The following is a 22,810-nucleotide window of genomic DNA, read 5'->3' on the forward strand; positions in this document are numbered from 1 at the left end:
TTTGTAATCTAGTTCAGGGCAAAAACAGCTAAACTACTGAGATGCATATTTTAATTGTAGAAGATGAAGTCAAGATTGCTGAATATCTGGCAAAAGGACTGAATGAATCAGGTTATAGCACTGCCATCGCAGAAAATGGTGTGCGGGCTTTATCGTGTTTGCAGCAACAGTCTTTTGATCTGGTGCTGCTTGATGTGATGTTGCCGGACCTGGACGGCTGGCAGGTATTACAAACCTTGCGAACTTTTAGCAAGATTCCGGTATTGATGCTTACTGCCCGCGATCATGTGCTGGATCGGGTGAAAGGCCTGGAGCTTGGCGCCGATGATTATCTGACCAAGCCTTTTTCCTATATTGAGTTGCTGGCCCGGATTAAAAGTCTGCTGCGTCGTGTACCGCGACTGGAGCAGGAAGCCTATCAGGTGTCAGGTCTGGTCTTGAATCGCCTAAAGCATGAGGTACACCGTGACGGGCAAAAAATCGTCTTAAGCCAGAAAGAATTTGCGCTGTTGCAACTGTTGATGGAGCATCAGGGGCAGGTCATGACCCGCAGCCAGATTGCGTCCATGGTCTGGAATATCAATTTTAATACCGATACCAATGTGGTCGATGTCGCCATTCGCAGGCTGCGCAGCAAAATTGATGACCATTACACGCCAAAACTGATTCATACCGTACGGGGTATGGGTTATAAGCTTGATGAATGCCCATGAAAAATCCCATGTTGTTACCGCTGGCAACACGTTTAAGTATCGCCTTTGCACTGGTGTCCTGCGTGGTGTTCTTGAGTGTGGCGCTGCTGTCTTATCAAAATATGCAGCAGATGATTCAGACCCAGCAGGATCAGGCACTGGCTGCGCGTATTTCCCGGATTGAAGTCTTTCTGGAAGACGCCCAGAGTTTCGAGCTTTTGGTGGAACATCCCAAACTATATGAAAACATGCTGGGGCAGGAAGATAATTTGCTGCTGTTGCAGGATCAAAATAGTCACCTGATTGAAATCAACCCGTTGCAGATTCATATTCCGGCACTGCGTTATTCCTCGGAATTACAGTTTCAGAATAACCAGAGGGAACAGCCCTCCACGCGGCTGGCTTTTAAACAGGTACAGTTTGATGGTCGCAGCTATCAACTGGTGGCCGGCAAGCAGCTGGCAGAAGGACAGAAAACACTGGCCAGCTATTTGTCCAAACTGGTGCTATATAGTCTGCTTGGTATTCTGCTCTCGACCTTGATGGCCTGGCTGGCAGGACGCTACATTTTGAAGTCAATGCGCCAGTTGATGCTGGCCACTGCACAGGTCAATATTCAACAGCCCAATCAGCACATCGATGTTCAAAGCAAGACGCTTGAGGTGCAAGAGCTGAGTCAGGCCATGAACGAGATGCTGAGTAATATTCAGTCCGCCTATCAGCAGCTGGCACGTTTTTCCGAAGATATTTCACATGAATTGCGTACGCCATTAAACAATTTAATCGGGCAGACACAGATTCTGTTATCACGGCCACGCCAGGCTGATGAACTGGAAAATCTGCTCTATTCCAATCTGGAAGAATACGAACGTCTGAGCCAGATGATTGAAAGCATGCTGTTTATTGCCCGGGTAGAGCATGGCGGATACGCAATTGAAAAGCATAATTTTAATCTGAATAATATGCTGCAAGGCTTACTGGAATATTTCAGTTTTCTGGCAGAAGAAAAGCAGATGCAGATTCAGGTAGAAATCACCTCAGAGCTCAACCTGGATGCCAATGAGGCCTTGTTACAGCGCGCAGTTGCCAACCTGGTCAGCAATGCTATTAGCTATGGTCAAGCCGGCAGTGATATTGTGGTGTCAGCGCAGCGTTTGCTGCAGGGTATTAAAATAGACGTGTTGACGCCGCAGGTCTGGATTGACGCCCAGCATCATCCGCATTTATTTGAACGTTTTTATCAGATTGATGACAGCCGGCATGAAAAAGCCCAGACCGGTGGTCTGGGCCTTGCCATTGTACAGTCGATCATGCAGCTTCATCAGGGGCAGGCCACTGTAGAAAATACGCCGTCTGGCGTGGTATTCAGCCTGTTACTACCTGATGAGCAGACTATGCTCTAACCACGACCGCGTCCGCGACCACGTGGTGCTTTGCTATTTGGACGAGTTGTACCATTGGTACGACGTTTCGGCTTTTCGCTGTCGTCCATCTGCCAGATACGTTTTGTCCCCGATTTTTTTACCGAACCATCTTTGTTCTTGCGAACCATTGGTTTACCGCCAGTACCACCCGGTTTTTTCACATAAGAACGTGAACGGTAAGGTTCTTCAGCAGGAACATTCTGGAAGTCCGGATAAAGTAACGGTTCGATTTCCTTGGTGTCACCCGGTTTAATTTCCATCCGTACCAGATCAATATCACCAATTTTAGTGCGGATTAAACGCAGTGTAGGGAAGCCGACAGCAGAAGTCATACGGCGAACCTGACGGTTACGGCCTTCACAAATTGAAATCTCAATCCAGGAGGTCGGAACAGAGGCACGGAAACGTACAGGAGGGTTACGCTCCCATAACCATTCTGGCTCAGACACTTTTTCAGCTTTGGCAGGAAGTGTTATGCCATCTTTCAGTTCTACGCCTTTACGAAGCTGTTCAAGTGCTTCTTCAGTCACGTCACCTTCTACTTGGACCAGATAGGTTTTAAACTTTTTATTGGCAGGATTAGTGATGTACTGGTTTAAACCACCGTGATCTGTTAAGAAAACCAGACCTTCTGAGTCCATGTCCAGACGACCAGCAAGACGTAAATCTTTGTCGTCGATGAAATTAGCCATCGTTTGGTGCTTTTCATCCGGACGGAATTGGGAGAGGACGTCATAGGGCTTGTTTAAAATGACGATTTTCATAGGAAATAACTTCTATAATTACATAAATTTAAAAATGTAGAGGCTTATTTTAAAGGGAAACGTAGTTATTTCCCGTATAAATCTCAAAAACAACAAATCTGGATCAGAATATTATGCGTTAAGAACAGTTGAAAGTATTGCCTAATTGGCAATTATTCTTAGATTTGTCAACGGCATTGGGGAAAATACTAATAATAGGATATCAAAAGATCATCGTACCTGTAGATGGTACCAAAATTAGCATTAATGCAGACCTGTTACTGAACGTAGCAAACAATCCAATATCCCGTTTATTGAAGGGATGGAATTGGTGCTGATATTACACCAACACTGCCGGCTATGATAGATGCTCAAGTACAAAAAACGTACGCTGGCAAGTGAGCAGTTGAGCGGATGAAAGCCTAGTGACTTGAAAAGCTGACAAAACTGAAGGCCCTGACAGATGCGAAGCAACCCCTGAAGTACGATCAGAAGAGACGGTATCGTTCAAAGGTTACTTAGCCAGTTCAGGCTAAAATATTTTTTAGAAAAAACTAAAAAGTTAAAATAAGTATCACGCTGAAATTTTTTGTAAAAAATGTAATGAGCCGAAGTTGATCTTTTATTGGACTGAATGGCTTAGAAAAAGCTTGATTACATTGACGTATTTGGATACAGCTCACCCATTGGCTTATTTTACAAAAACGTTAGAGTGATGAGTGGAACTTCCAGTGTAGAGACGTTTCTCCGAAGGAGCACACAATGGCTAAAGCTAAAGCGAAACATAAGCAGGTCCAACAGAAGGAGAAGAAGGACAGTGCTCAGAATGAAGAGCAGCAACAACAGCAACAACCAGCGAAACCCTCCCGAGCAAAAAGACGTAAATAATCCTGATCTACTTTACATAACAATGCCCTCAATTGAGGGCATTGTTATGTAATTGATTCGATAAAAATATCACTAAAAAAATACAGGATTACGACTTTAACTGGCCCTGTTCTGATTAAGATAAAAACCATCTATCTAGCATTAGTGCGAATATTGGTGAAATTTCTGCGAATTTTAATTTTGATATTATCCGCAAGTTTTGTATTGACTGCCTGCCAGCCACCGCCTTCAGGTGAAGCTGCGGGATGGAAAAGTCCCTATCTTTACTGGCAATTGCAAAGGACCGAGCTTGAAGTACCACTTCATATTCCAGTTGAAGGTGTAACAGTCCGTCAAATCAATGATACTTGGGGAGCCGCGCGCAGTGCTGGACGTAAACACGAAGGAACAGATATTTTTGCCCAGCGTGGTACACCTGTGCTCAGTGCTACCCCAGGTATTGTACGCAAGATTGGCACCAATAATTTGGGTGGCAAAATCATCTGGGTGACCGGCCCAAATATGAGTCAGCATTATTATGCACATCTGGATGATTATGCTGAGCATATTCAGGAAGGTGATTGGGTTGAAGCCGGAGAAGTGATTGCCTATGTCGGCAATACTGGAAATGCCAAAAATACTCCACCACATTTGCATTATGGGATTTATCTCAGCGGGCAGGGTGCGACCAATCCTTATCCTTATTTAAAAGTAGAAGAATAAAACTGAAAGCACTCAGATCAATCAAATGTACCACTCTAAAGTACCTGATTTCCCGCTGTTATTCTCTTTGCTATTTTCTTTATGCTGGCTGCTGAGTTGTTAATGAGCGGCATCTTTTTCAGCAGCAATTCGTTAAGCCTGTGCAACAGGTTTGCATCTATCTGAACGTGTATACCAGAACAATTGTAATGTACCTAATAACAAGATGAATGCGGCCAGTACAAACTGCTGATGATAGCTCAGGGCAAAATATTGTAGGGTACTAAAACTGAGTCCACCGATCAGCTGAACAGCGGCGAAACACAGTGTTGCAATGCTCCAGAGCTTTTTATAAGCCAGTCCATAAAGCTGCAAAATGGTATAAGATGTCAGAAATACCACTGCCGGATTCAGCATGCCTGTCAAAAAGGAAGAACTAAAAGTCAGCAGTGGACTGCTGTTTAAGGTAGCCAAAAAAATGGCCATGATGTAGAGCGTATAAAGAATTTTCAGCGCAGTAAAATTACCGAATTTTCTTGCCAATGTATAAGCACTCAAGGCACCTAAAGCACTGCCTAGACCATAAAGAATCCAGTTAAAGTTAATCCAGAACAGGCTTAATTGCAGTTGATGGCTTAAATAGTCAATCCAGAAAAGTGAATGCGGTATGTAGGCAAAGGCGCTACAGGCATAAACGGTCAGTAAACTGTAAAAGACGCTGTTCAGGGAGATTTTCGCAAGTTCTGTTGGCGCTTGTGCAGACAAATAAGGCGTGAATGTCTGAATCAGTAAACTTAAAACGATACAAATCAGCAGGGCAAAACCGCATAAGATCAGCCAGGCAGTCTGTATGGAAATTTGATCCAGATAAGGCAGAAACAGGGTTGCCATTAATACGCCTAAGCCGATCCCGCTAAACCCGATGAAATTGATTTTAAGCCGGTCTTGCAGCTCACAGCACTGTGCGACCACACTAGGCGACAAGATCATCAACAGTCCGCCACTGATCCCGGAAATCACCCGCCAGCCGATATACCAGATTTCCGAGAAACCTGAGAATGCACAGCACAGCAGGCTAAACATGCCGGCAATTGCCGCGATTTGGATATAGGTACTCATACTGCGGTCTTGGGGCAAGCGCATGGCAGTAAAGGCACCCATTAAATAACCCAGTAAATTGGCACTGCCTAAAAGACTGGCAAACTCTGTACTCCAGCCAAAGGCTTCGCGGGTACCCGGTAACAGCGCAGTATAAGAGAAACGAAAAATGCCAATACCCAGGCACATGCTAAGGCAGAGAAACAGACTGAGTTTAATTGTGTTTGAGGACATCCGTGTACTCATGGAATTTTATATTTGGTCAAAAAATAACATGAATTCTCATGATTGAGGAAAAATTGCCTGATAAGAAACCATAGCGTGCAGAAATTTGCTCAAGAAAGCCTGTATGCTTTTTAAAATATCATCAGTCCAACCGCTGAATTTTCAGAGTAAGAAAAAACCGCGTCAAAACGCGGTTCTTTATTTTATCTATTTTAACAATTAACGCATCTTGGCCAGGAAGCGGCCAACCCGGGTAATGGCTTCACGCAGTTCATTTTCGGCTGGCAGGAACACCACCCGGAAGTGATCTGGTGTCGGCCAGTTGAAGCCGGTACCTTGTACCAGAAGCACTTTCTCGGCACGTAACAAGTCCAGCATCAGCTTTTCATCGTCCTGAACCGGATAGACATTCGGATCCAGTTTCGGGAAGCAGTACATGGCACCTTCAGGCTTGACACAAGACACACCTGGAATCTCGTTCAGCATTTCCCAGGCAATGTTGCGCTGTTCATATAAACGGCCACCCGGACGAATCAGGTCATTGATAGACTGATAGCCGCCAAGTGCTGTCTGAATTGCATATTGTGCCTGATGATTGGCACACAGGCGCATAGAGGCCAGCATGTCCAGACCTTCGATATAATCTGCTGCACGTGCTTTGTCGCCGGTAATGGCCATCCAGCCGGAACGGAATCCAGCAATACGGTAAGCCTTTGATAAACCATTAAATGATACACAAAGCTGATCACCTGCAAAGGCCGCTACAGCAACATGCTCGATCCCATCATAGATAATCTTGTCATAGATTTCGTCAGCAAATAAAATCAGGTCATATTTCTTGGCTAAGTCAACAATCTGTTGCAAGACATGACGCGGATAAACCGAACCGGTCGGGTTGTTGGGATTGATAATCACAATACCACGGGTATTTGGCGTGATTTTGCTTTCCATGTCGGCAATGTCCGGATACCAGTGATTTTCCTCATCACATTTATAATGGATCGCAGTACCACCCGACAGATTCACTGCCGCAGTCCAAAGCGGATAGTCCGGCATCGGAATCAGCATTTCATCGCCATCATCCAGCAGGCCTTGCATGGCCATGACAATCAGTTCAGACACACCATTACCGATATAGACGTCATTGACGTGCATATCCAGAATGCCTTTTTGCTGGTAATACTGACAGATGGCCTTACGCGCCGGAAAAATCCCTTTAGAATCGGTATAGCCAATTGCGTTCGGCAGGTTTAAAGCCACATCATTGATAATTTCTTGTGGGGCTTCAAAACCGAAGGGAGCGGGATTGCCAATATTGAGTTTAATAATTTTATGACCAGCTTCTTCCATCTCGATGGCCGCTCGTAACACAGGCCCGCGAATGTCGTAGCATACATGCTCGAGCTTGGACGATTTCTTGATTTCGCGTGGGGATTGGAAAGTGTTCGGCATTTTGATGTTCTCGGAAGGAGTGGAGGTCACTTTTGCATAACGATATAAATAACTTTTAAATGTCTCAGTTGTGACTAGATCGAGATGATATTCATCTCTGAGTAAGGCAACAATTTTTTCATGCGTAAATCCTGCCTGTTGATACTGCCTAATGACAGGAAGCAGATTTTTAAAAATAACGCTCTTTTTTTGCGACATTTTTTAAGCCTGTGCAAGAATATCACTAAGCCTAACATTAAATTTGCTCACAAAAAAGCACTGAATGAAGAAAATGCTTACTATGTTTTTATTTTTGCTTACCTTTTGCTTTTTTAGGCATTATAGGTCTTTTGTAAAATGTTAAATAAACACTAGAAATTTTAAGAAGAATCACGTAGATATAGGATTATCCTATTTTAAATGGCAAGATTGAAAGGTGCGTAATCATGGGAAAACTCAATAAAACAGAGCGAGAATGGCAAAGAGAGTTATCACCTGAAGAGTTCCGTATTACACGTCAAAAAGGGACTGAACCCGCATTTACCGGTAAATACTGGAATACCAAGCAAGATGGTACTTATGTATGCCGCTGTTGTGGTGAGCCTTTGTTCACCTCGGAAACCAAATTTGACAGTGGTTGTGGTTGGCCAAGCTTCTACAAGGCGATCAATAGCGCTGCGATTGAAGAGCATGTAGACACATCTCATGGTATGGTCAGAACAGAAATTGTTTGTCACCACTGTGATGCACATTTAGGGCATGTGTTCCCTGATGGTCCACAGCCTACAGGTTTACGTTATTGTGTAAACTCGGCTTCTCTAGAATTAGAAACACAAGAAAAAAATGATGAGGAAACCTATCCATGACCAACATTTATCAGTTTGAAGCTGAATTGCTAGATGGTAAAAACAAGCCGCTTGCCGATTATGAAGGCAAGGTGCTTTTGATCGTCAATACAGCAAGTAAATGTGGTTTTACCCCACAATTTTCAGGATTAGAAAAATTATACGAAAAATACAAAGAACAGGGTCTGGAGATTCTAGGATTTCCATGCAACCAGTTTGGCGGTCAGGATCCGGGCTCGAATGAGCAGATTGGTGAGTTTTGCCAGAAAAATTACGGGGTATCTTTCCCGATGTTTTCCAAAGTGGATGTCAAAGGTCCTGAGGCACATGCCATCTTCCGTTACTTGACCAATAATTCCAAAGGGATTCTAGGTAATGGCATCAAGTGGAACTTTACCAAATTCCTGATTGGTCGTGATGGTAAGGTACTCAATCGTTTTGCACCTACCACCAAGCCTGAAGATCTTGAAGATGAAATTGCCAAAGTATTGTAATCATTAGCATCATTTTCTCAGTATGAGATAAAAATAGAGCTCATCTGATTTCAATTAAAAAACCCACTTTAAACCAGTGGGTTTTTTTAATTTTGATCAAAATTTAGAGGATGGCTTTCAGGCGTCGAATAACCTCTTCACATTGTGCCAGATCGGCCACCAGCGCCAGACGAACATGATTCTCGCCCGGATTGCCGTGTTCAGTATCACGGGATAGATAGCGACCTGGAAGAACCTTGATATGTGCTTCTTGCATCAGGCGTTTGGCAAAGGCTTCATCATTGTCCACTTTAAGCCAGTAGTAGAAACCGGCATCCGGTTTTTTCAATGCTAACAAGTGACCGAGTTCTTGCTGGAACAAATCGAACTTGGCACGGTATTGCACCCGGTTTTCTTCCACATGGGCTTCATCGTTCCAGGCAGCAATAGAAGCCAGTTGGTGCTGTACCGGCATGGCTGCGCCGTGGTAAGTCCGGTACTGCAAATAGGGTTTGAGCAAAGTCGCGTCACCGGCAACAAAACCTGAACGCATGCCCGGCAGATTTGAACGTTTAGACAGCGAGTGGAATACCACACAGTTTTTATAATCATCACGGCCGATTTCAGCACAGACTTCCAGTAAACCCACGGGTGCCTGATCAAACCATAATTCTGAATAGCATTCATCTGAAGCAATCACAAAGTTGTATTGATCCGACAGGGCAATCAGTTTTTTAAACTGTTCTTTAGACAGTACCGCACCAGTTGGATTGCCCGGAGTGCAGACAAATAATAATGCGGTTTTTTCCCAGACCTCTGCCGGAACGGCATCAAAGTCACCCAGGTAATTATTTTCTTCAGTACAATTGATGAAATAAGGTTTGGCACCTGCAAGCAGCGTTGCACCTTCATAAATCTGGTAAAACGGATTTGGCATCACCACATAAGGTGCCTCTTCACGATTTACCAGAGCCTGTACAAACGAGAAAATCGCTTCACGCGTACCGGAAACAGGCAGGATATTGCTGTCTGCACTGATGCTATTCAGCTTGAAGCGGCGGCTTAACCAGTTCGCAATACTTTCACGTAGCTCCGGCAGGCCCTTACTGTTGGGATAAGTCGATAAATGCTTGAAGTTGTCAATAATCGCCTGTTTCACAAACTCTGGCGCAGGATGCTTTGGTTCGCCAATTGACAGGGGAATTAACGGCATATTTGCAGGCTGGATATCCGCGAAAAGCTGGTTTAACTTTTCAAACGGATAAGGGTGCAATAAAGACAAGCTAGAGTTCATGAATATGTTACCGAGCAGAGTGTTAGTGTTGACCGCTGACCTGATGTGAAGCCTCATCCAGCGCAGCTTTGAGTGCGGCTGCAAATTCTTGAGACTCAGTTCGGGTCATTGGTATGCCATTTTTTTTGGTGACAAAGAATATATCTTCGGCACGTTCGCCAAGGGTGGCAATTTTGGCAGAGTGGATATCCAGGCCTTGCATCATAAATAAACCACCGATTTTGGCAAGTAAACCGGGATGATCTAGGGTCGCAATTTCAACCATATTTTGATTCAAGGCCGCATTCATGGTGATATCGACCGTATTTTCAATATCAAAATGACGGAGTTGACGCGGAATCCGGCGCTGCATCAGCCCCGGATATTCGTCTGAATGGCTCAAGGCATCTTTCAGGGCTTCAATCACGGTAGATTCGCGTTCAGGATCGGTGAGTAGCGTCCCGAATCGATCCAGCACCACATAGGTATCCAGACTGAATGCTTTGGTCGCGGTAATAATACGCGCATCCTGAACATCCAGATTCATGCGATCCAGAATGGCCACCGTAGTCGCAAACAGGTTGGGCTTGTCTTGAGTATAGATAAAGATCTGTACTGCATCCTGGGCATAGCTACGATGCGCGCGCATCAGGACCAGCGGGGCAGGATTGTCGCCGTGCTGTAAAATGGCGCGGGTGTGCCAGGCAATTTCATCTGCTGTTTCTTTGAGGAAATAGTCATCCCCAAGTTCTTGCCAGACTTTCTCTACTTCATCCAGAGAGAAATCCTGAACCAGCAGTTCGCTGGCTGAAAACTTGGTATCTTCGATCAGCATTTGATAATCGACCGGGCGGCCCAGACCAGAACGGATTACATCACGCGCCTGTGTATACAGTTGACGCATCAGCGATGCGCGCCAGGTATTCCACAGCTTGGGATTGGTGGCATTGATATCGGCAACTGTCAGGGTATACAGGTAGTCCAGATGTTCCATGTCGCCCATTTTTTCGGCGAATTCCTTGACCACATCCGGATCGGAAATATCTTTTTTCTGTGCAGTGACCGACATCACCAGATGATTCTGGATCAGCCAGGCCACCAGATTGCTTTCACGTTCGGTAAAGCCGTGGCTACGACAGAATTTAATCGCATCACTGGCGCCGAGTTCACTGTGATCACCGCCACGACCTTTGGCAATATCATGGAAAAGTGCCGCCAGATACACAATGTCCCGACGGGTCAGACGCTGGAATACCGAACTGACTACCGGAAATTCCTTGGCAAATTCAGGTTCTTTAAAGCGGTTCAGGTTACGCAGTAACAATAAGGTATGTGCATCGACCGTATAGATATGGAACAGGTCATATTGCATCAGACCCAGAATCTGTCCAAAGGCCGGAATATAATTGCCCAGTACGCCATAACGTTTCATCGCCACTAGCGTATCGTAAAGACGATGTGGTGAGCGGATAATCGCCATAAACAGCGCCTGATGCACCGGATTGTTACGAAAATCCTGATCAATGCGTTTTCCTGCCAGAGTCAGCAGCCGCAAGGTACGCGCACGAATCCCCTGAATTTCCGGGCGATTGGCCAGCAAATAGAAAATTTCCAGAATCGCGCTTGGATTTTCCGAGAAAATCTTATGATGCTGCACAGCCAGCTTGCCATCGACCAGTTTGAAATTTTCATTAATTTCTTCGATCTGGCGTTCATATTGTGGCAAACGTGGTGTGATCACTGACTCATTGAAATAGGCCAGCAGCATTTCGTTCAATGTAGACACTTGCTGGGCGCTACGGTAATAGCGCTTCATGAACTGTTCGATCGGATAGTTTTGATGATGGGCCTCATCACGCACATAGCCGAACTTGGCAGCAATATCACGCTGATAATCGAACAGTAAACGGTTTTCATCACGCTTGGTCAGGCGGTGCAGATGGTGACGGATTTCCCAGAGAAAACTCTCGGCTTCTTCGAGCACACCCAATTCAAATTCCGAAATAAAGCCCAGATGCACCAGATCATAAATCCGGTTGACACGGAAATGCCGTTTCGCAATCCAGCCGATCTGGTTGATGTCACGGATACCGCCCGGTGCATTTTTAATATCCGGTTCCAGATTGCTTTCGGTATTGTTGTGCTGGGCATAACGCTTCTGTTGCTCATCCATTTTGGCATCAAAAAAGGTTTTGTCAGTCCAGGTGCGGGATACGATACGACGTGGCCATTTGCACAGGTTTTCATTGCCAATGATCAGACGTGCTTCAATCAGCGTAGTCGCAACAGTGAGATCACTGCTGGCCTGACTGACACATTCATTGATGGTACGGACACTGATACCCGGTTTGAAATTGCCCACATCCCAAAGCGATGAAATGAATGTAGAAATCAGCTGTTCCTGTTCCTGGCTAATTTCATCTTCCGACAAGATCATGATGTCAACATCAGAATAGGGCAGCATTTCGCGGCGGCCATAACCCCCGACTGCAAACAGGGCCAGATCGGTTTGATCCAGTCCGGCATGCTGCCACAGAAATTGCAATGCTTCATCGATCAGGTTGGAGCGCGCCAGAATAATATCCCGGATCGACTGGCCATTTTCAAAACTTTCCTGAAACTGACATTCGACATCACTGCGCCATTGATTGATGGCTTTGATGTCATGGTTGCTCTTAGCATAATTCAGCAGTGGATGGGTGTTGATCATGTACAGTCGTCCGTTGGTATTTCAGCTTAGTTTTGGTTGACGCTAACTTGGTTTGCGACCTGCAGGGCCAGTTCACGTGCCTGTTCAATACTTTCTGCACGTGCAGTGGCAACGCCCATACGACGACGTTGGAAACCTTCAGGTTTGCCAAACAGGCGCAAATCGGTATTGCCATCTGCTAAAGCGAGATTCAGGCCAGAAAATGAAAGATTGCGATCATCTATCCCGGCATAAATCACCGCACTGGCAGCTACACTATGTCGTGCAGTATTGACTGGCAAGCCCAAAATGGCACGTGCATGCAGCTCGAATTCACTTTGAAATTGAGAAGCCAGCGTGACCAGTCCAGTATCATGTGGACGCGGCGAAACCTCACTAAACCACACCTGGTCGCCTTTGATAAACAGTTCTACACCAAAAATTCCGCAACCGCCGAGTGCCGTGGTGACCTTGTGGGCAATACGCTTGGATTCTTCCAGAGCGGCCGCAGTCATCGGCTGAGGTTGCCAGCTTTCTACATAGTCACCTGAATCCTGACGATGTCCGATCGGATCGCAATAAGAAGTTTCAATTTCGCCGGTGGCCGGATTTTTTGCACGAACCGTCAGTAAGGTAATTTCAAAATCAAAGTCAATTTGTGATTCGACAATCACTGTACCCTGATTGACCCGGCCACCGGTTTGCGCATATTCCCAGGCTGCATCCACTTCTGCAAAGCTTTTTACCCGAGACTGGCCTTTGCCAGAGGAGGACATTACCGGTTTGACAAAGTTTGGATAGCCGACATCATCACAGGCAGCACGGAAGGACTCTAAACTGTCGGCAAATCGGTACGCTGAGGTAGGCAGCCCCAGTTCTTCTGCGGCCAGACGGCGAATGCCTTCACGGTTCATGGTCAGATTAACCGCTTTGGCTGAGGGAATGACGGTGGCAATGTTCTGTTCTTCAACTTCAACCAGAACCTGTGTGGCAATCGCTTCAATTTCAGGAATGATTAAATGTGGCTGGATATCTAAAATGAGTTTTTTTAATGCTTCGGCATCGGCCATGTTTAAGGTATATGAATGATGGGCGACTTGCATGGCGGGTGCATGCTCATAACGATCAGCGGCATGAACTTCGACTCCAAGACGTTGTAATGAAATCACCACTTCCTTGCCCAGCTCACCAGAACCCAATAATAGAACTTTATAGGCAGAAGATTGAAGGGGAGTACCAATAGTCACGCTCATGTGTGTCATCCATGCTTGATTTTATGGATATTTAGCATAGCAGAACTGGAGGGGGAGTTAAGCCAAGATTCATACAAAATTATGATATTGTCCAACAATTTTATTTATAAAGTTTTTTAATATAATCGCTGCTTAAAATTGAAATACTGGTGAGTGACTGAACTGGTCTTGCCAGCAATAATTTTATTGTCGTCTTGCTGTCTGTAAAAATGAGAGAAACAAGATCGGTCAGCTTATGATGCTTCGGAAAAATGGCCAATAAAATATATCATATTTCTGATAAATAAAGATTTTTTATATAACCACCTGGTTTGGTTCAAACTTGCCTATATTACTGCTTAGTCTGATATAAAAAAGACCTAGGCGGTGAATTTAGCCTAAGTCTTCGTCTTGATGGATGAAAAATTTAAAGCTTATAAGGGCATGGGAAAATAAGTATAAACCAGACCATAAGTCAGTGCCGCGGTCAGGGTCGCCATCACGATCCGTTTAAACTTAAAATAAAGTGCTGTCAGTACGATAAATCCGACCAGCATCGCAACACTTTTATTTGGTGTTTCCAGTAGTGGCGGCAAGGTAGCCACCACCAGCATGGAACTGATCGCGGCAATACCAATTGAGCCCAAGGCAATTTTTAGCCACAATGCGCCACGTTTTTGCGAGCCTTGCTGGAGTTTCTGAATCACAAAAAATGGGCCAAAACGTGAGGCAAAATTGGCAATTCCGACTACAATGCCGACCAGAATAATTTCCAGATTCATGCCTGATCTCCTGCATGTTCAGGATCTGGCTGTTTCATAATATAGTGCTTGAACAGGCCGGCAAATATACCGGAACTGATGCCGATAAAAATCGCAGCAGACAGATCGATAAAATAACAGGCCACTGCAGAAACCAGAATGGTCACAGCCACCACAAAAGTATGTTTCTTCTCAAAAGCAGCCAGCAGGAAACTCAGGAACAGTGCTGGTAACAAGAAATCCAGCGCGGCTTGCAAAAACTGCGGCAGGTTGCTGACCTGATCGGCAAACAGACCACCGAGGAAAGATCCGAGTGCCCAGGACATCCAGCTAAACAGGCTCAAACCGAGCATCCAGGATTCCGACCATTCCTGACGCCGTTGCGAGAGCTTGATCATGCCGGAGGCAAAGACTTCATCGGTGAGACCCCAAGACCAGATCGCAGTTTTCTTTAAATTGAGCCGCTCTTGAATCAGGTTTTGCAACGCCGGACCATACAGTAAATGACGAATGTCCAAGGCAATCACCGTCAATGCCGTCATCCAGATCGAGGTTCCGCTGCCTAAGAGCGCAACCACCAGAAACTGACTGGCACCCGCATACATCGAGCAGGAGAGGAATAATGCTTCCCAGGCGGTAAAGCCAAATTGAGTGGCCGAAACACCAAAAGCAAACGACACTGGTAGGTAAGTGAAGATAATCGCTTGGCTATCTTTTGCACCTTGCCAGAAGCCAGCAGGTTGCGTAGCGAGTTGATTCTGTTCAGACACGACACACCTTGAAGGAGAGTTGAACGATGGGTCAAATGAAGATTGTGTATTCTACGTGAATTTAATAGCATAGTGCCGAAATGTTTAAATTGGCGAGCCTGATATGTGGATGTTCAAGACACGTACGATGCTGACAGCTGCTTTAATGAGCACTGCATTGTTGTTACAAGCGTGTGGGAATGATAGTCAATCGACTGATAAGCCAGAAATTAAACCGGCACCTAAGCTGACGAATGATGCGACCACCTATGCCAATGCGGCGTGGCAACTGATCAATGAAGTCGATCCCCTGGTTTATAATAAAGAAGTGGATCAGCTGGAAACCCAGGTACGTCAACCAGCACGTAAACTGAGCACAGACTGGCGGATTAATGTCAAAATGACTGATTCGGTGACTGAAGGTAAATATGCTCTTTGTCGTAAGGCCTTGACCAGTCTGGAAATCTGGGCGCGTACCGTGATCGAAAATGGCAGCAGTCTGGCACAAAAACAGGCAGATTATGAGCGGGATAAACTGCAATGTCAGAATGCGATTGCTAATCCTGAACTGGGTAATACCGATCCGAAGCAAAAAGGCACGGCGATTGCCAATATGCAATAAACCTTTATTTGATTGGATCACTTTCATAAATCAAAAAGTGCTTTATGCAGCAACCCTATTCAAACCTCGCAATACAAAGCCAGTCATTCAGACTGGCTTTTTTAGCAAAATAAGTTCTAAAAAGAAGGTATCCACACATGTTGCAATAAAATTACCAATACCCCAAAGATCAGCAGCGCACTGCCAATCATGCGTTTAATCAGGATACCTGTAGACATGGCCGATCTCCTTCACGATTTAAAGCGTATTTAACGCTTCCAGATAACGACGATTCACTTCTTTCCAGTTCACAACATTAAAAAAAGCCGAGATATATTCCGGACGACGGTTTTGATATTGTAAATAATAAGCATGTTCCCAAACGTCCAATCCTAAAATGGGAATATTGCCATGCATCAGTGGAGAATCCTGATTGGCGCTGCTTTCTACAATCAGGGTTTGATCTGGCGCAACACTCAGCCAGGCCCAGCCACTCCCAAAACGGCTCAGTGCTGCCTTGCTAAAAGCCTCTTTAAAGGCCTCAAATCCGCCCAATTCATGTTCAATGGCCTTTGCAATTTCAGTTTCTGGATGGCCGCCACCGTCTGGACTCATCACTGTCCAGAACAGGGAGTGATTGGCATGTCCACCGGCATTATTGATTACATTCTGTTTTAATTGTTCGGGTACTTCATTAAATTTGCTGATCAAGGCTTCGACCGATAAATCTTCCCATTCGGTTCCTGCGATCCCTGCATTAATATTATTAATATAGGCTTGATGATGCTTGCTATGATGGATTTCCATAGTTTTGCTATCGATATGAGGTTCTAGGGCATCATAGGCATACGGTAGTGCAGGCAGGGTATAACTCATGGTCAGGATTCCTTTACTAGAATGAGGTCATGTTATTTTTCATTAAATTCAAGATACGCTCTAAATAAACATTTTTATATGATAATGGTTATCATTATTGTTAATATGTGTTGATTTTATGCGCTACCCCTAGGTTTGCTAAGCAGGGTTGATTTATTTTCTAGACAATAAAAAAAGCCCCAAAAGGGGCTTTTTCACACAACCAAGATTTAAACGTTAAAACGGAAGTGTAGAACGTCACCATCCTGAACGATGTAGGTTTTACCTTCTAGACGCCATTTACCAGCTTCTTTGGCACCGGCTTCGCCGTTGTACTGTACGAAATCATCATAAGCAATACATTCTGCGCGGATAAAGCCTTTTTCGAAGTCGGTATGAATCACGCCAGCGGCTTGTGGGGCAGTTACACCTACTTTTACAGTCCAGGCGCGAACTTCTTGTACACCCGCAGTGAAGTAAGTCTGTAAACCAAGTAATGAATAACCTGCGCGAATTACCACGTTTAAGCCAGGTTCTTCCATGCCCATTGCTTCCAGGAATTCAGCACGGTCTTCATCTTCAAGCAATGAAATTTCAGCTTCAATCTGGTTGCAAAGTGGTACTACAATCGCATTTTCTTCAGCAGCTAATTTTCTCACTGCATCCAGATGCGGGTTATTTTCAAAACCATCTTCAGCAACGTTGGCAATATACATGGTCGGTTTCAGCGTCATTAAGCCAAAGCCACGTACCAGTTTACGCTCGTCATCATCAAGATCGGCTGCGCGTGCCGGTTTGCCTTCATCGAGTAAGGGCTGGATTTTTTCAAGAACGGCTTTGGTCGCTAAAGCTTCTTTGTCGCCACCTTTGGCAGATTTGGCCAAACGGGTAATCGCTTTTGCTACTGCATCGAGGTCAGCAAGCGCAAGTTCGGTATTAATCGTGGCAATATCATCTAATGGGTCAATACGACCATTCACATGAATAACGTTTTCATCTTCAAAACAACGTACCACATGAGCGATTGCATCTGTTTCACGGATGTTGGCAAGGAACTGGTTACCGAGGCCTTCACCTTTAGATGCACCTGCGACTAAGCCTGCAATATCCACAAATTCCATAGAGGTCGGAATAACACGTTGTGGTTTAACAATTGCAGTTAATTTGTCTAAACGTGGATCAGGAACAGGCACAATACCGGTGTTTGGTTCAATGGTACAGAACGGGAAGTTTTCTGCAGCAATAGCAGCTTTGGTTAAGGCATTGAAAAGTGTAGATTTACCAACGTTCGGCAAGCCGACAATACCGCAATTAAAACCCATAAAAGGACTCACAAGGTGTTATTTAAAAATTGCCGATGATTTTACATGAAAGCCATGACAAAGTCAGGTCATGCTCCGGTGCTTTGATGAAAACTCCTCAAATGCAAGCAGTTTAAGTTTCAGGTTTATCTGGCCAATTGCAGAGGTCATGCCGGCGGCCTGTAGCAGCATCACCAGAATGACCAGCACAATAATGAGGGCAGACATGATTTGCATGTCGGGTCGGAACGCCCCCTGTTAAAAATAGTCGCCATCTTGGAGGATTAAAATCGGGGCAAGGGTTTGGGTAGCTGTAGCAAAGGCAACTTGATTTGGAAATCTAAGTTTTTAAATAAAAATCACATTGTTTTTCTAAAAGTGAGTGTCTAAAGTATCTCAAGAGAACCATGGCTTGAAAACCATCATCCAATAACCATAAACATGGAGCATGCATGCGAACTTTATACCAGTTTCCTTTATCTCACTTTTGTGAAAAAGCACGTTGGATGCTGGACCATAAAGAGCTCTACTATGTTGCTCATAATCTGATCCCCGGAGTACATCGGGCCTTTGCCCGACTGAAAACAGGACAGAATCGTCTGCCTATTTTGCGCGATCAGGATAAATGGATTGCAGATTCAACCCAGATTGCACTTTATCTGGATGAGACTTATCCGGAACATCGTTTACTCTATACCGAAGAATATTTAAGAAAAAAAGCACTTGAAATTAATGAAATCACATTGGAACTGGGTCGCCATGTACGGCGCTGGATGTTATCTCAGGCGTTGACTTCCGATCATGAATCCCTGGATATTTTAATTGGTGAGCAAGGTTATCTGCGCCAGTTTGAAAAGTTTTCCAAGCCTTTGTTGAAAGCGATGGTGGCCAAGGGTTATGCCTTAAATGAGGAAACTGTGGCTGAATCAAAACAGCATATCGATGTCGTGGTACAGCAACTCAATCAGATCCTGGTCAGCCAAGGCGGGCACTATTTTGTCGGCAACCGTTTAGGTCTGGCGGATATTGCGGTCTGCTCCATGCTTGCACCATTATTGGCGATTCCGGGTACGCCGTGGGAAAAAGAAAATTTTGAAACCTTGTCCGAAGAATATCGCGACTATCAGCAGTATTTGAATGAATTACCATTAGGTGAATATATTTGCCGCATTTACCAGACTGAGCGTAATGCACGGGTAGACTGGCGGGGTGTATAAGCTTCAATACGATTCTCAGAATTAAAAATGCGCTTTAAGCGCGTTTTTAATGAGATTGTGATTAGCCCCAAGGATTATTGAGGTCGATATCAATATTTTTAGTGAAGTTATTGAAGAGTGACCCAAAATCAAAGCCCGTTGCAGAACCAGCACTGCCGATATTCTGAATCGTATCTTGAATACCAGGCAGAATTGCAGACAGGTCAATATTGGAATCAGGGGTGCCAACACCTTGAACCAGATCACCTAGATCAGGCAATTTAATCAAAGAGCTATCGCCAATCAATTGACCAATGCCTTCGGCAATGCTTCCGGGGTCAAAACCATTGGAGCCAGATGAAATACCTGGGATCATAGCGCCCAGATCTAAATCACTAGCTAGATTGAGATTACCCAACAACCCACCCAAGTCTAGGCCATTTGAGCCATTCGCGATCAGGCCGCTGAGTAAGTCGGTGAAGCCGCCGAGATCAAAATTACCCGTTGCCTCTTCAGCTATAAAGCCGCTAATTAAATCGCTAATAGCACCAAGATCAAAATCATTGCCCGCATTGCCACCGATTAATCCACCGACCAATTCAGCAATCGCACCAATATCGATATCGCCTAATGCATTAGAACCTCCGATCAGGCCGTCAACCAGTTGCGCAATTTGAGCGATATCAATATCACCATTACCGCCGATTAAATTACCCACCAGACCTGCAATCGCGCCAATATCAATATCGCCTAATGCATTAGAACCACCCATCAGGCCGCCAACCAGTTGTGCAATTTGAGCGATGTCGATATCACCATTACCGCCAATTAAATTACTCACCAAACCTGAGATCGCGCCAATGTCGATATCGCCTAATCCATTAGAGCCACCAATCAATCCTCCAACTAGTTGCGCAATTTGAGCGATATCAATGTAGCCATTACCGCCAATTAGATTACTTACCAGACCTGAGATCGCTCCAATGTCGATATCGCCTAATGTATTAGAACCACCAATCAGGCCGCCAACCAGCTGTGCAATTTGTGTGATATCAATATCACCATTACCACCAATTAAATTACTCACTAGACCTGCGATTGCGCCAATATCGATATCGCCTAATGCGTTAGAACCACCAATCAGGCCGCCAACTAGTTGCGCAATTTGAGCGATATCAATGTCACCATTACCGCCAATTAAATTACTCACCAGACCTGAGATCGCGCCAATATCGATATCGCCTAATGCATTAGAACCACCAATCAATCCGCCAACCAGTTGCGCAATTTGAGCAATATCAATATCACCATTACTGCCAATTAAATTACCCACCAGACCTGCAATCGCGCCAATGTCGATATTACCTAATCCATTAGAACCACCAATCAGGCCACCAACCAGCTGCGCAATTTGAGCGATATCAATGTCGCCATTACCGCCAATTAAATTACCTACCAGACCTGCGATCGCGCCAATATCGATATCGACTAATGCGTTAGAACCACCAATCAATCCGCCAACCAGTTGTGCAATTTGAACGATATCAATATCGCCATTGCCACCGATAAGACCGCCGACCAGTTGGGAAATAGCTCCAATATCCAGATTGCTGCTATCGTTGCTCATCAGGCCATTTAACAGCTTAGTAATCTGGCTAATATTAAAACTGCCGCCATTGGATTGGGTTAAGCTGCTAATCAGACTCTGAATATCTAAGTTCGAAGCATTTGAACCAGAGAGCTGGGTTAATAAATTGCTGAGGTTGGTGCTGCTCAGACTGTTGCCAGAGAGAAGACTGTTTAATAATGAGCTTACGGAAGGCTGTGAATTAGAGCCAGCGAGATTGCCAATCAGATTGCTAAGATTAGCGCTAGGGGTTCCACCGAACAAACCATCTAATAAGCTTTTGCTTTGGGTTTCAGCTGTTAGAACAGGACTCACCTTGGTTTTAATCAAACTTAAAATTTTAGAAGCCATGAGCATTCCTTTTATAATACTTTTTGAAATATGCTTTTTTATTTTTAATGCGGCTTTGTTTTAATCTATTTCTATACACTTGTAAAAGATAAGTGGTTGAGCTGTTCAAGGACTTAAGGCGGGAGGGTATATTTTCCTGTATGAGTTAAACTTAAATAATTAAAAAATAAATAGTTAACCGAAATTGCCATTGGTCATTTTTTAAAATTAAATGATAAACGGCGGGCTGGCTCAGAATTAAAATTTTCTTTAGAAAATATTAGAGAGCTTGGAAAATATTTTCAAGTTATGAAAATTTTGTGAAAAATAAATAAATATTGTATAACTGGGAGAGAGCAATATTTTGCGACTTCTATTGATTGTTGAGAAAGAGTATAAAAATGGAACTGGATCGTTTCGATAAACATATTCTAGAAATATTGACCCATGAAGATGTCAATCTGAATGAACTGTCAGAGCGGGTGAATTTATCTGTAAGTTCGGTTCATCGCAGGATCAAACACTTAATCGATCAGAATATTATCAGTGGTTTAAAACGTGAAATTAATTACCAAAAATTGGGCTTTAGTCTGCATGTGCTATTACAGGTGTCGCTGAGTAAGCATGATAGTGATACTTTTGCCAAATTTCTGGAAGAACTGGAAAGTATTCCCGAAGTGATTAATGCTTTTTTGGTCACCGGTCAGTCTGCAGACTTCATTGTCGAAGTGGTGGCGCGGGATATGGAAAATTATAGTGAAATTCTGCTCAAGCGTATCGGGAAAATTGAGCATGTAGTTGCACTGCATTCGAGTTTTGTCATTAAAGAATATAATGTCTTTAACTGTAGCGGATTACTCAATAAAGTTTAATCCAGTGCGAGAGTAGCAGACCGTCATAAAAAAACGCACCCTCAGGTGCGTTTTTTGTCTAGAGCCAAGATTAAGCGTCTAATTGCGCCATCACTTCATCGGTGAACTCTACGTTGGTATACACGTTTTGAACATCATCTAAATCTTCAAACATATCGATCATTTTCAGAATCATTTTGGCTTGATCAACATCTGTAATTTCAGCTTTGGTTGAAGGGCTCATGACTACTTCAGCATTATCAGACTTCAGACCTGCTGCAGTGAGTGCATCCTGTACATCACCAAAGCTTTCAGGTGTAGTAATGACCAGAATTTCATCTTCAGCAACTTCAATATCTTCAGCACCTGCTTCCAAAGCCACTTCCATGATTTGATCTTCTAAAGAAACATCTTCAAAAGTGATCTCGCCACGTTTGGTAAACAGATAGGCCACCGAACCAGCAGTACCTAAATTACCATTGGTTTTCGAGAAGCAATGACGCACATCAGGCACAGTACGGTTCAAGTTATCTGTCATGGTTTCAACCAGTACAGCAACACCGCCTACGCCATAACCTTCATAGGTTACTTCTTTCAGGTCATCATTATCTTCGCCGCCAGCACCACGTTGAATGGCGCGGTTGATCACATCACGTGTCATATTTACAGACAATGCTTTTTCAACAACCGCACGCAAACGAGGATTGCTGCCTGCATCTGCACCACCGAGTTTTGCAGCAGTGGTTAATTCACGAATATATTTGGTAAAAAGCTTACCACGACTCGCATCTTGTTTTGCTTTGCGATGCTTAATATTGGCCCACTTGGAATGACCCGCCATGCGA

General features: G+C 44.4%; 22 protein-coding genes and 1 pseudogene. 10 read left to right on the forward strand and 13 right to left on the reverse strand.

Annotation, left to right across the window (positions count from 1 at the left end):
- Positions 1 to 41: 41 nt before the first annotated feature.
- Both AC3IT7_RS05105 and AC3IT7_RS05110 read left to right on the forward strand, forming a co-directional pair.
- The gene (locus AC3IT7_RS05105; RefSeq protein WP_489249617.1) at positions 42 to 713 is read left to right on the forward strand and encodes a heavy metal response regulator transcription factor; all 672 of its coding nucleotides are present in this window, start codon (positions 42 to 44) and stop codon (positions 711 to 713) included.
- The gene (locus AC3IT7_RS05110; protein ID WP_489249618.1) at positions 710 to 2,095 is read left to right on the forward strand and encodes a heavy metal sensor histidine kinase; all 1,386 of its coding nucleotides are present in this window, start codon (positions 710 to 712) and stop codon (positions 2,093 to 2,095) included. The genes AC3IT7_RS05105 and AC3IT7_RS05110 overlap by 4 nt, the downstream gene beginning before the upstream one ends.
- Here the strand turns inward: AC3IT7_RS05110 and AC3IT7_RS05115 are convergent.
- Positions 2,092 to 2,880 carry an rRNA large subunit pseudouridine synthase E gene (locus AC3IT7_RS05115; RefSeq protein WP_489249619.1) on the reverse strand — a complete coding sequence of 263 codons (789 nt, stop codon included), beginning with the start codon at positions 2,878 to 2,880 and terminating at the stop codon, positions 2,092 to 2,094. The two genes, AC3IT7_RS05110 and AC3IT7_RS05115, sit on opposite strands and share 4 nt — an antisense overlap.
- Positions 2,881 to 3,074: 194 nt before the next feature.
- Between AC3IT7_RS05115 and AC3IT7_RS05120 the strand changes: the two are divergent.
- The 3 genes and pseudogenes from AC3IT7_RS05120 to AC3IT7_RS05130 all read left to right on the forward strand — a co-directional run.
- A pseudogene (locus AC3IT7_RS05120) lies at positions 3,075 to 3,258 on the forward strand (NADP-dependent isocitrate dehydrogenase); the annotation flags it as partial.
- A 363-nt stretch (positions 3,259 to 3,621) separates the two neighbouring features.
- On the forward strand, positions 3,622 to 3,747 hold the full coding sequence (locus tag AC3IT7_RS05125; protein WP_489249620.1) for a hypothetical protein: 126 nt from the start codon (positions 3,622 to 3,624) through the stop codon (positions 3,745 to 3,747).
- Between the two features lie 144 nt (positions 3,748 to 3,891).
- Positions 3,892 to 4,449 (forward strand): M23 family metallopeptidase, encoded by a 558-nt coding sequence (locus AC3IT7_RS05130; protein WP_489249621.1) that lies wholly within the window; start codon positions 3,892 to 3,894, stop codon positions 4,447 to 4,449.
- Between the two features lie 132 nt (positions 4,450 to 4,581).
- Here AC3IT7_RS05130 and AC3IT7_RS05135 read toward each other — a convergent pair whose 3' ends face one another.
- Positions 4,582 to 5,760: a YbfB/YjiJ family MFS transporter gene (locus AC3IT7_RS05135; protein WP_489249622.1), complete on the reverse strand. Its 1,179-nt coding sequence runs from the start codon at positions 5,758 to 5,760 to the stop codon at positions 4,582 to 4,584.
- Between the two features lie 210 nt (positions 5,761 to 5,970).
- The gene (locus AC3IT7_RS05140) at positions 5,971 to 7,401 is read right to left on the reverse strand and encodes a pyridoxal phosphate-dependent aminotransferase (RefSeq protein WP_489249623.1); all 1,431 of its coding nucleotides are present in this window, start codon (positions 7,399 to 7,401) and stop codon (positions 5,971 to 5,973) included.
- A gap of 227 nt (positions 7,402 to 7,628) precedes the next feature.
- Between AC3IT7_RS05140 and msrB the strand changes: the two genes are divergently transcribed.
- A complete protein-coding gene (gene msrB / locus AC3IT7_RS05145) occupies positions 7,629 to 8,048 on the forward strand; it encodes a peptide-methionine (R)-S-oxide reductase MsrB (RefSeq protein ID WP_475654755.1) in 420 nt (139 codons plus the stop codon).
- A complete protein-coding gene (locus AC3IT7_RS05150) occupies positions 8,045 to 8,521 on the forward strand; it encodes a glutathione peroxidase (protein WP_489249624.1) in 477 nt (158 codons plus the stop codon). The genes msrB and AC3IT7_RS05150 overlap by 4 nt, the downstream gene beginning before the upstream one ends.
- Before the next feature lie 103 nt (positions 8,522 to 8,624).
- Here the strand turns inward: AC3IT7_RS05150 and dapC are convergent, their stop codons facing one another.
- The 5 genes from dapC to AC3IT7_RS05175 form a co-directional block, all read right to left on the reverse strand.
- Positions 8,625 to 9,794 (reverse strand): succinyldiaminopimelate transaminase, encoded by a 1,170-nt coding sequence (gene dapC / locus AC3IT7_RS05155; RefSeq protein ID WP_489249625.1) that lies wholly within the window; start codon positions 9,792 to 9,794, stop codon positions 8,625 to 8,627.
- Positions 9,795 to 9,816: 22 nt separating this feature from the next.
- Positions 9,817 to 12,483, reverse strand: coding sequence for a [protein-PII] uridylyltransferase (gene glnD, locus AC3IT7_RS05160; RefSeq protein WP_489249626.1), 2,667 nt, complete (start codon positions 12,481 to 12,483; stop codon positions 9,817 to 9,819).
- 26 nt (positions 12,484 to 12,509) lie between these two features.
- Positions 12,510 to 13,724, reverse strand: coding sequence for a formate-dependent phosphoribosylglycinamide formyltransferase (gene purT / locus AC3IT7_RS05165; protein ID WP_475654759.1), 1,215 nt, complete (start codon positions 13,722 to 13,724; stop codon positions 12,510 to 12,512).
- 404 nt (positions 13,725 to 14,128) lie between these two features.
- Positions 14,129 to 14,476, reverse strand: coding sequence for an L-valine transporter subunit YgaH (gene ygaH / locus AC3IT7_RS05170; RefSeq protein WP_475654760.1), 348 nt, complete (start codon positions 14,474 to 14,476; stop codon positions 14,129 to 14,131).
- Positions 14,473 to 15,225 (reverse strand): AzlC family ABC transporter permease, encoded by a 753-nt coding sequence (locus tag AC3IT7_RS05175; protein ID WP_475654761.1) that lies wholly within the window; start codon positions 15,223 to 15,225, stop codon positions 14,473 to 14,475. Before AC3IT7_RS05175 ends, ygaH begins: the two co-directional genes overlap by 4 nt.
- Positions 15,226 to 15,328: 103 nt before the next feature.
- Between AC3IT7_RS05175 and AC3IT7_RS05180 the strand changes: the two genes are divergently transcribed.
- Positions 15,329 to 15,826: a hypothetical protein gene (locus tag AC3IT7_RS05180; RefSeq protein ID WP_475654762.1), complete on the forward strand. Its 498-nt coding sequence runs from the start codon at positions 15,329 to 15,331 to the stop codon at positions 15,824 to 15,826.
- Positions 15,827 to 16,063: 237 nt separating this feature from the next.
- Here AC3IT7_RS05180 and AC3IT7_RS05185 read toward each other — a convergent pair whose 3' ends face one another.
- From AC3IT7_RS05185 to AC3IT7_RS05195, 3 genes are all read right to left on the reverse strand, one after another.
- A complete protein-coding gene (locus AC3IT7_RS05185) occupies positions 16,064 to 16,681 on the reverse strand; it encodes a superoxide dismutase (protein WP_489249627.1) in 618 nt (205 codons plus the stop codon).
- A 209-nt stretch (positions 16,682 to 16,890) separates the two neighbouring features.
- Positions 16,891 to 17,982, reverse strand: coding sequence for a redox-regulated ATPase YchF (ychF, locus tag AC3IT7_RS05190; protein WP_489249628.1), 1,092 nt, complete (start codon positions 17,980 to 17,982; stop codon positions 16,891 to 16,893).
- Positions 17,983 to 18,045: 63 nt separating this feature from the next.
- The gene (locus AC3IT7_RS05195; protein ID WP_475654764.1) at positions 18,046 to 18,198 is read right to left on the reverse strand and encodes a hypothetical protein; all 153 of its coding nucleotides are present in this window, start codon (positions 18,196 to 18,198) and stop codon (positions 18,046 to 18,048) included.
- A gap of 215 nt (positions 18,199 to 18,413) precedes the next feature.
- Between AC3IT7_RS05195 and AC3IT7_RS05200 the strand changes: the two genes are divergently transcribed.
- Positions 18,414 to 19,178, forward strand: coding sequence for a glutathione S-transferase family protein (locus AC3IT7_RS05200; protein WP_489249629.1), 765 nt, complete (start codon positions 18,414 to 18,416; stop codon positions 19,176 to 19,178).
- 61 nt (positions 19,179 to 19,239) lie between these two features.
- Here AC3IT7_RS05200 and AC3IT7_RS05205 read toward each other — a convergent pair whose 3' ends face one another.
- Positions 19,240 to 21,135, reverse strand: coding sequence for a beta strand repeat-containing protein (locus AC3IT7_RS05205; protein ID WP_489249630.1), 1,896 nt, complete (start codon positions 21,133 to 21,135; stop codon positions 19,240 to 19,242).
- A gap of 380 nt (positions 21,136 to 21,515) precedes the next feature.
- On the opposite strand from AC3IT7_RS05205, the gene AC3IT7_RS05210 reads away from it, so the two are divergent.
- The gene (locus tag AC3IT7_RS05210) at positions 21,516 to 21,986 is read left to right on the forward strand and encodes an Lrp/AsnC family transcriptional regulator (protein ID WP_180072993.1); all 471 of its coding nucleotides are present in this window, start codon (positions 21,516 to 21,518) and stop codon (positions 21,984 to 21,986) included.
- 70 nt (positions 21,987 to 22,056) lie between these two features.
- Here AC3IT7_RS05210 and AC3IT7_RS05215 read toward each other — a convergent pair whose 3' ends face one another.
- A complete protein-coding gene (locus tag AC3IT7_RS05215; protein ID WP_180072995.1) occupies positions 22,057 to 22,806 on the reverse strand; it encodes a YebC/PmpR family DNA-binding transcriptional regulator in 750 nt (249 codons plus the stop codon).
- Positions 22,807 to 22,810 lie beyond the last annotated feature (4 nt).

Source organism: Acinetobacter sp. KH_038, from assembly GCF_057839405.1.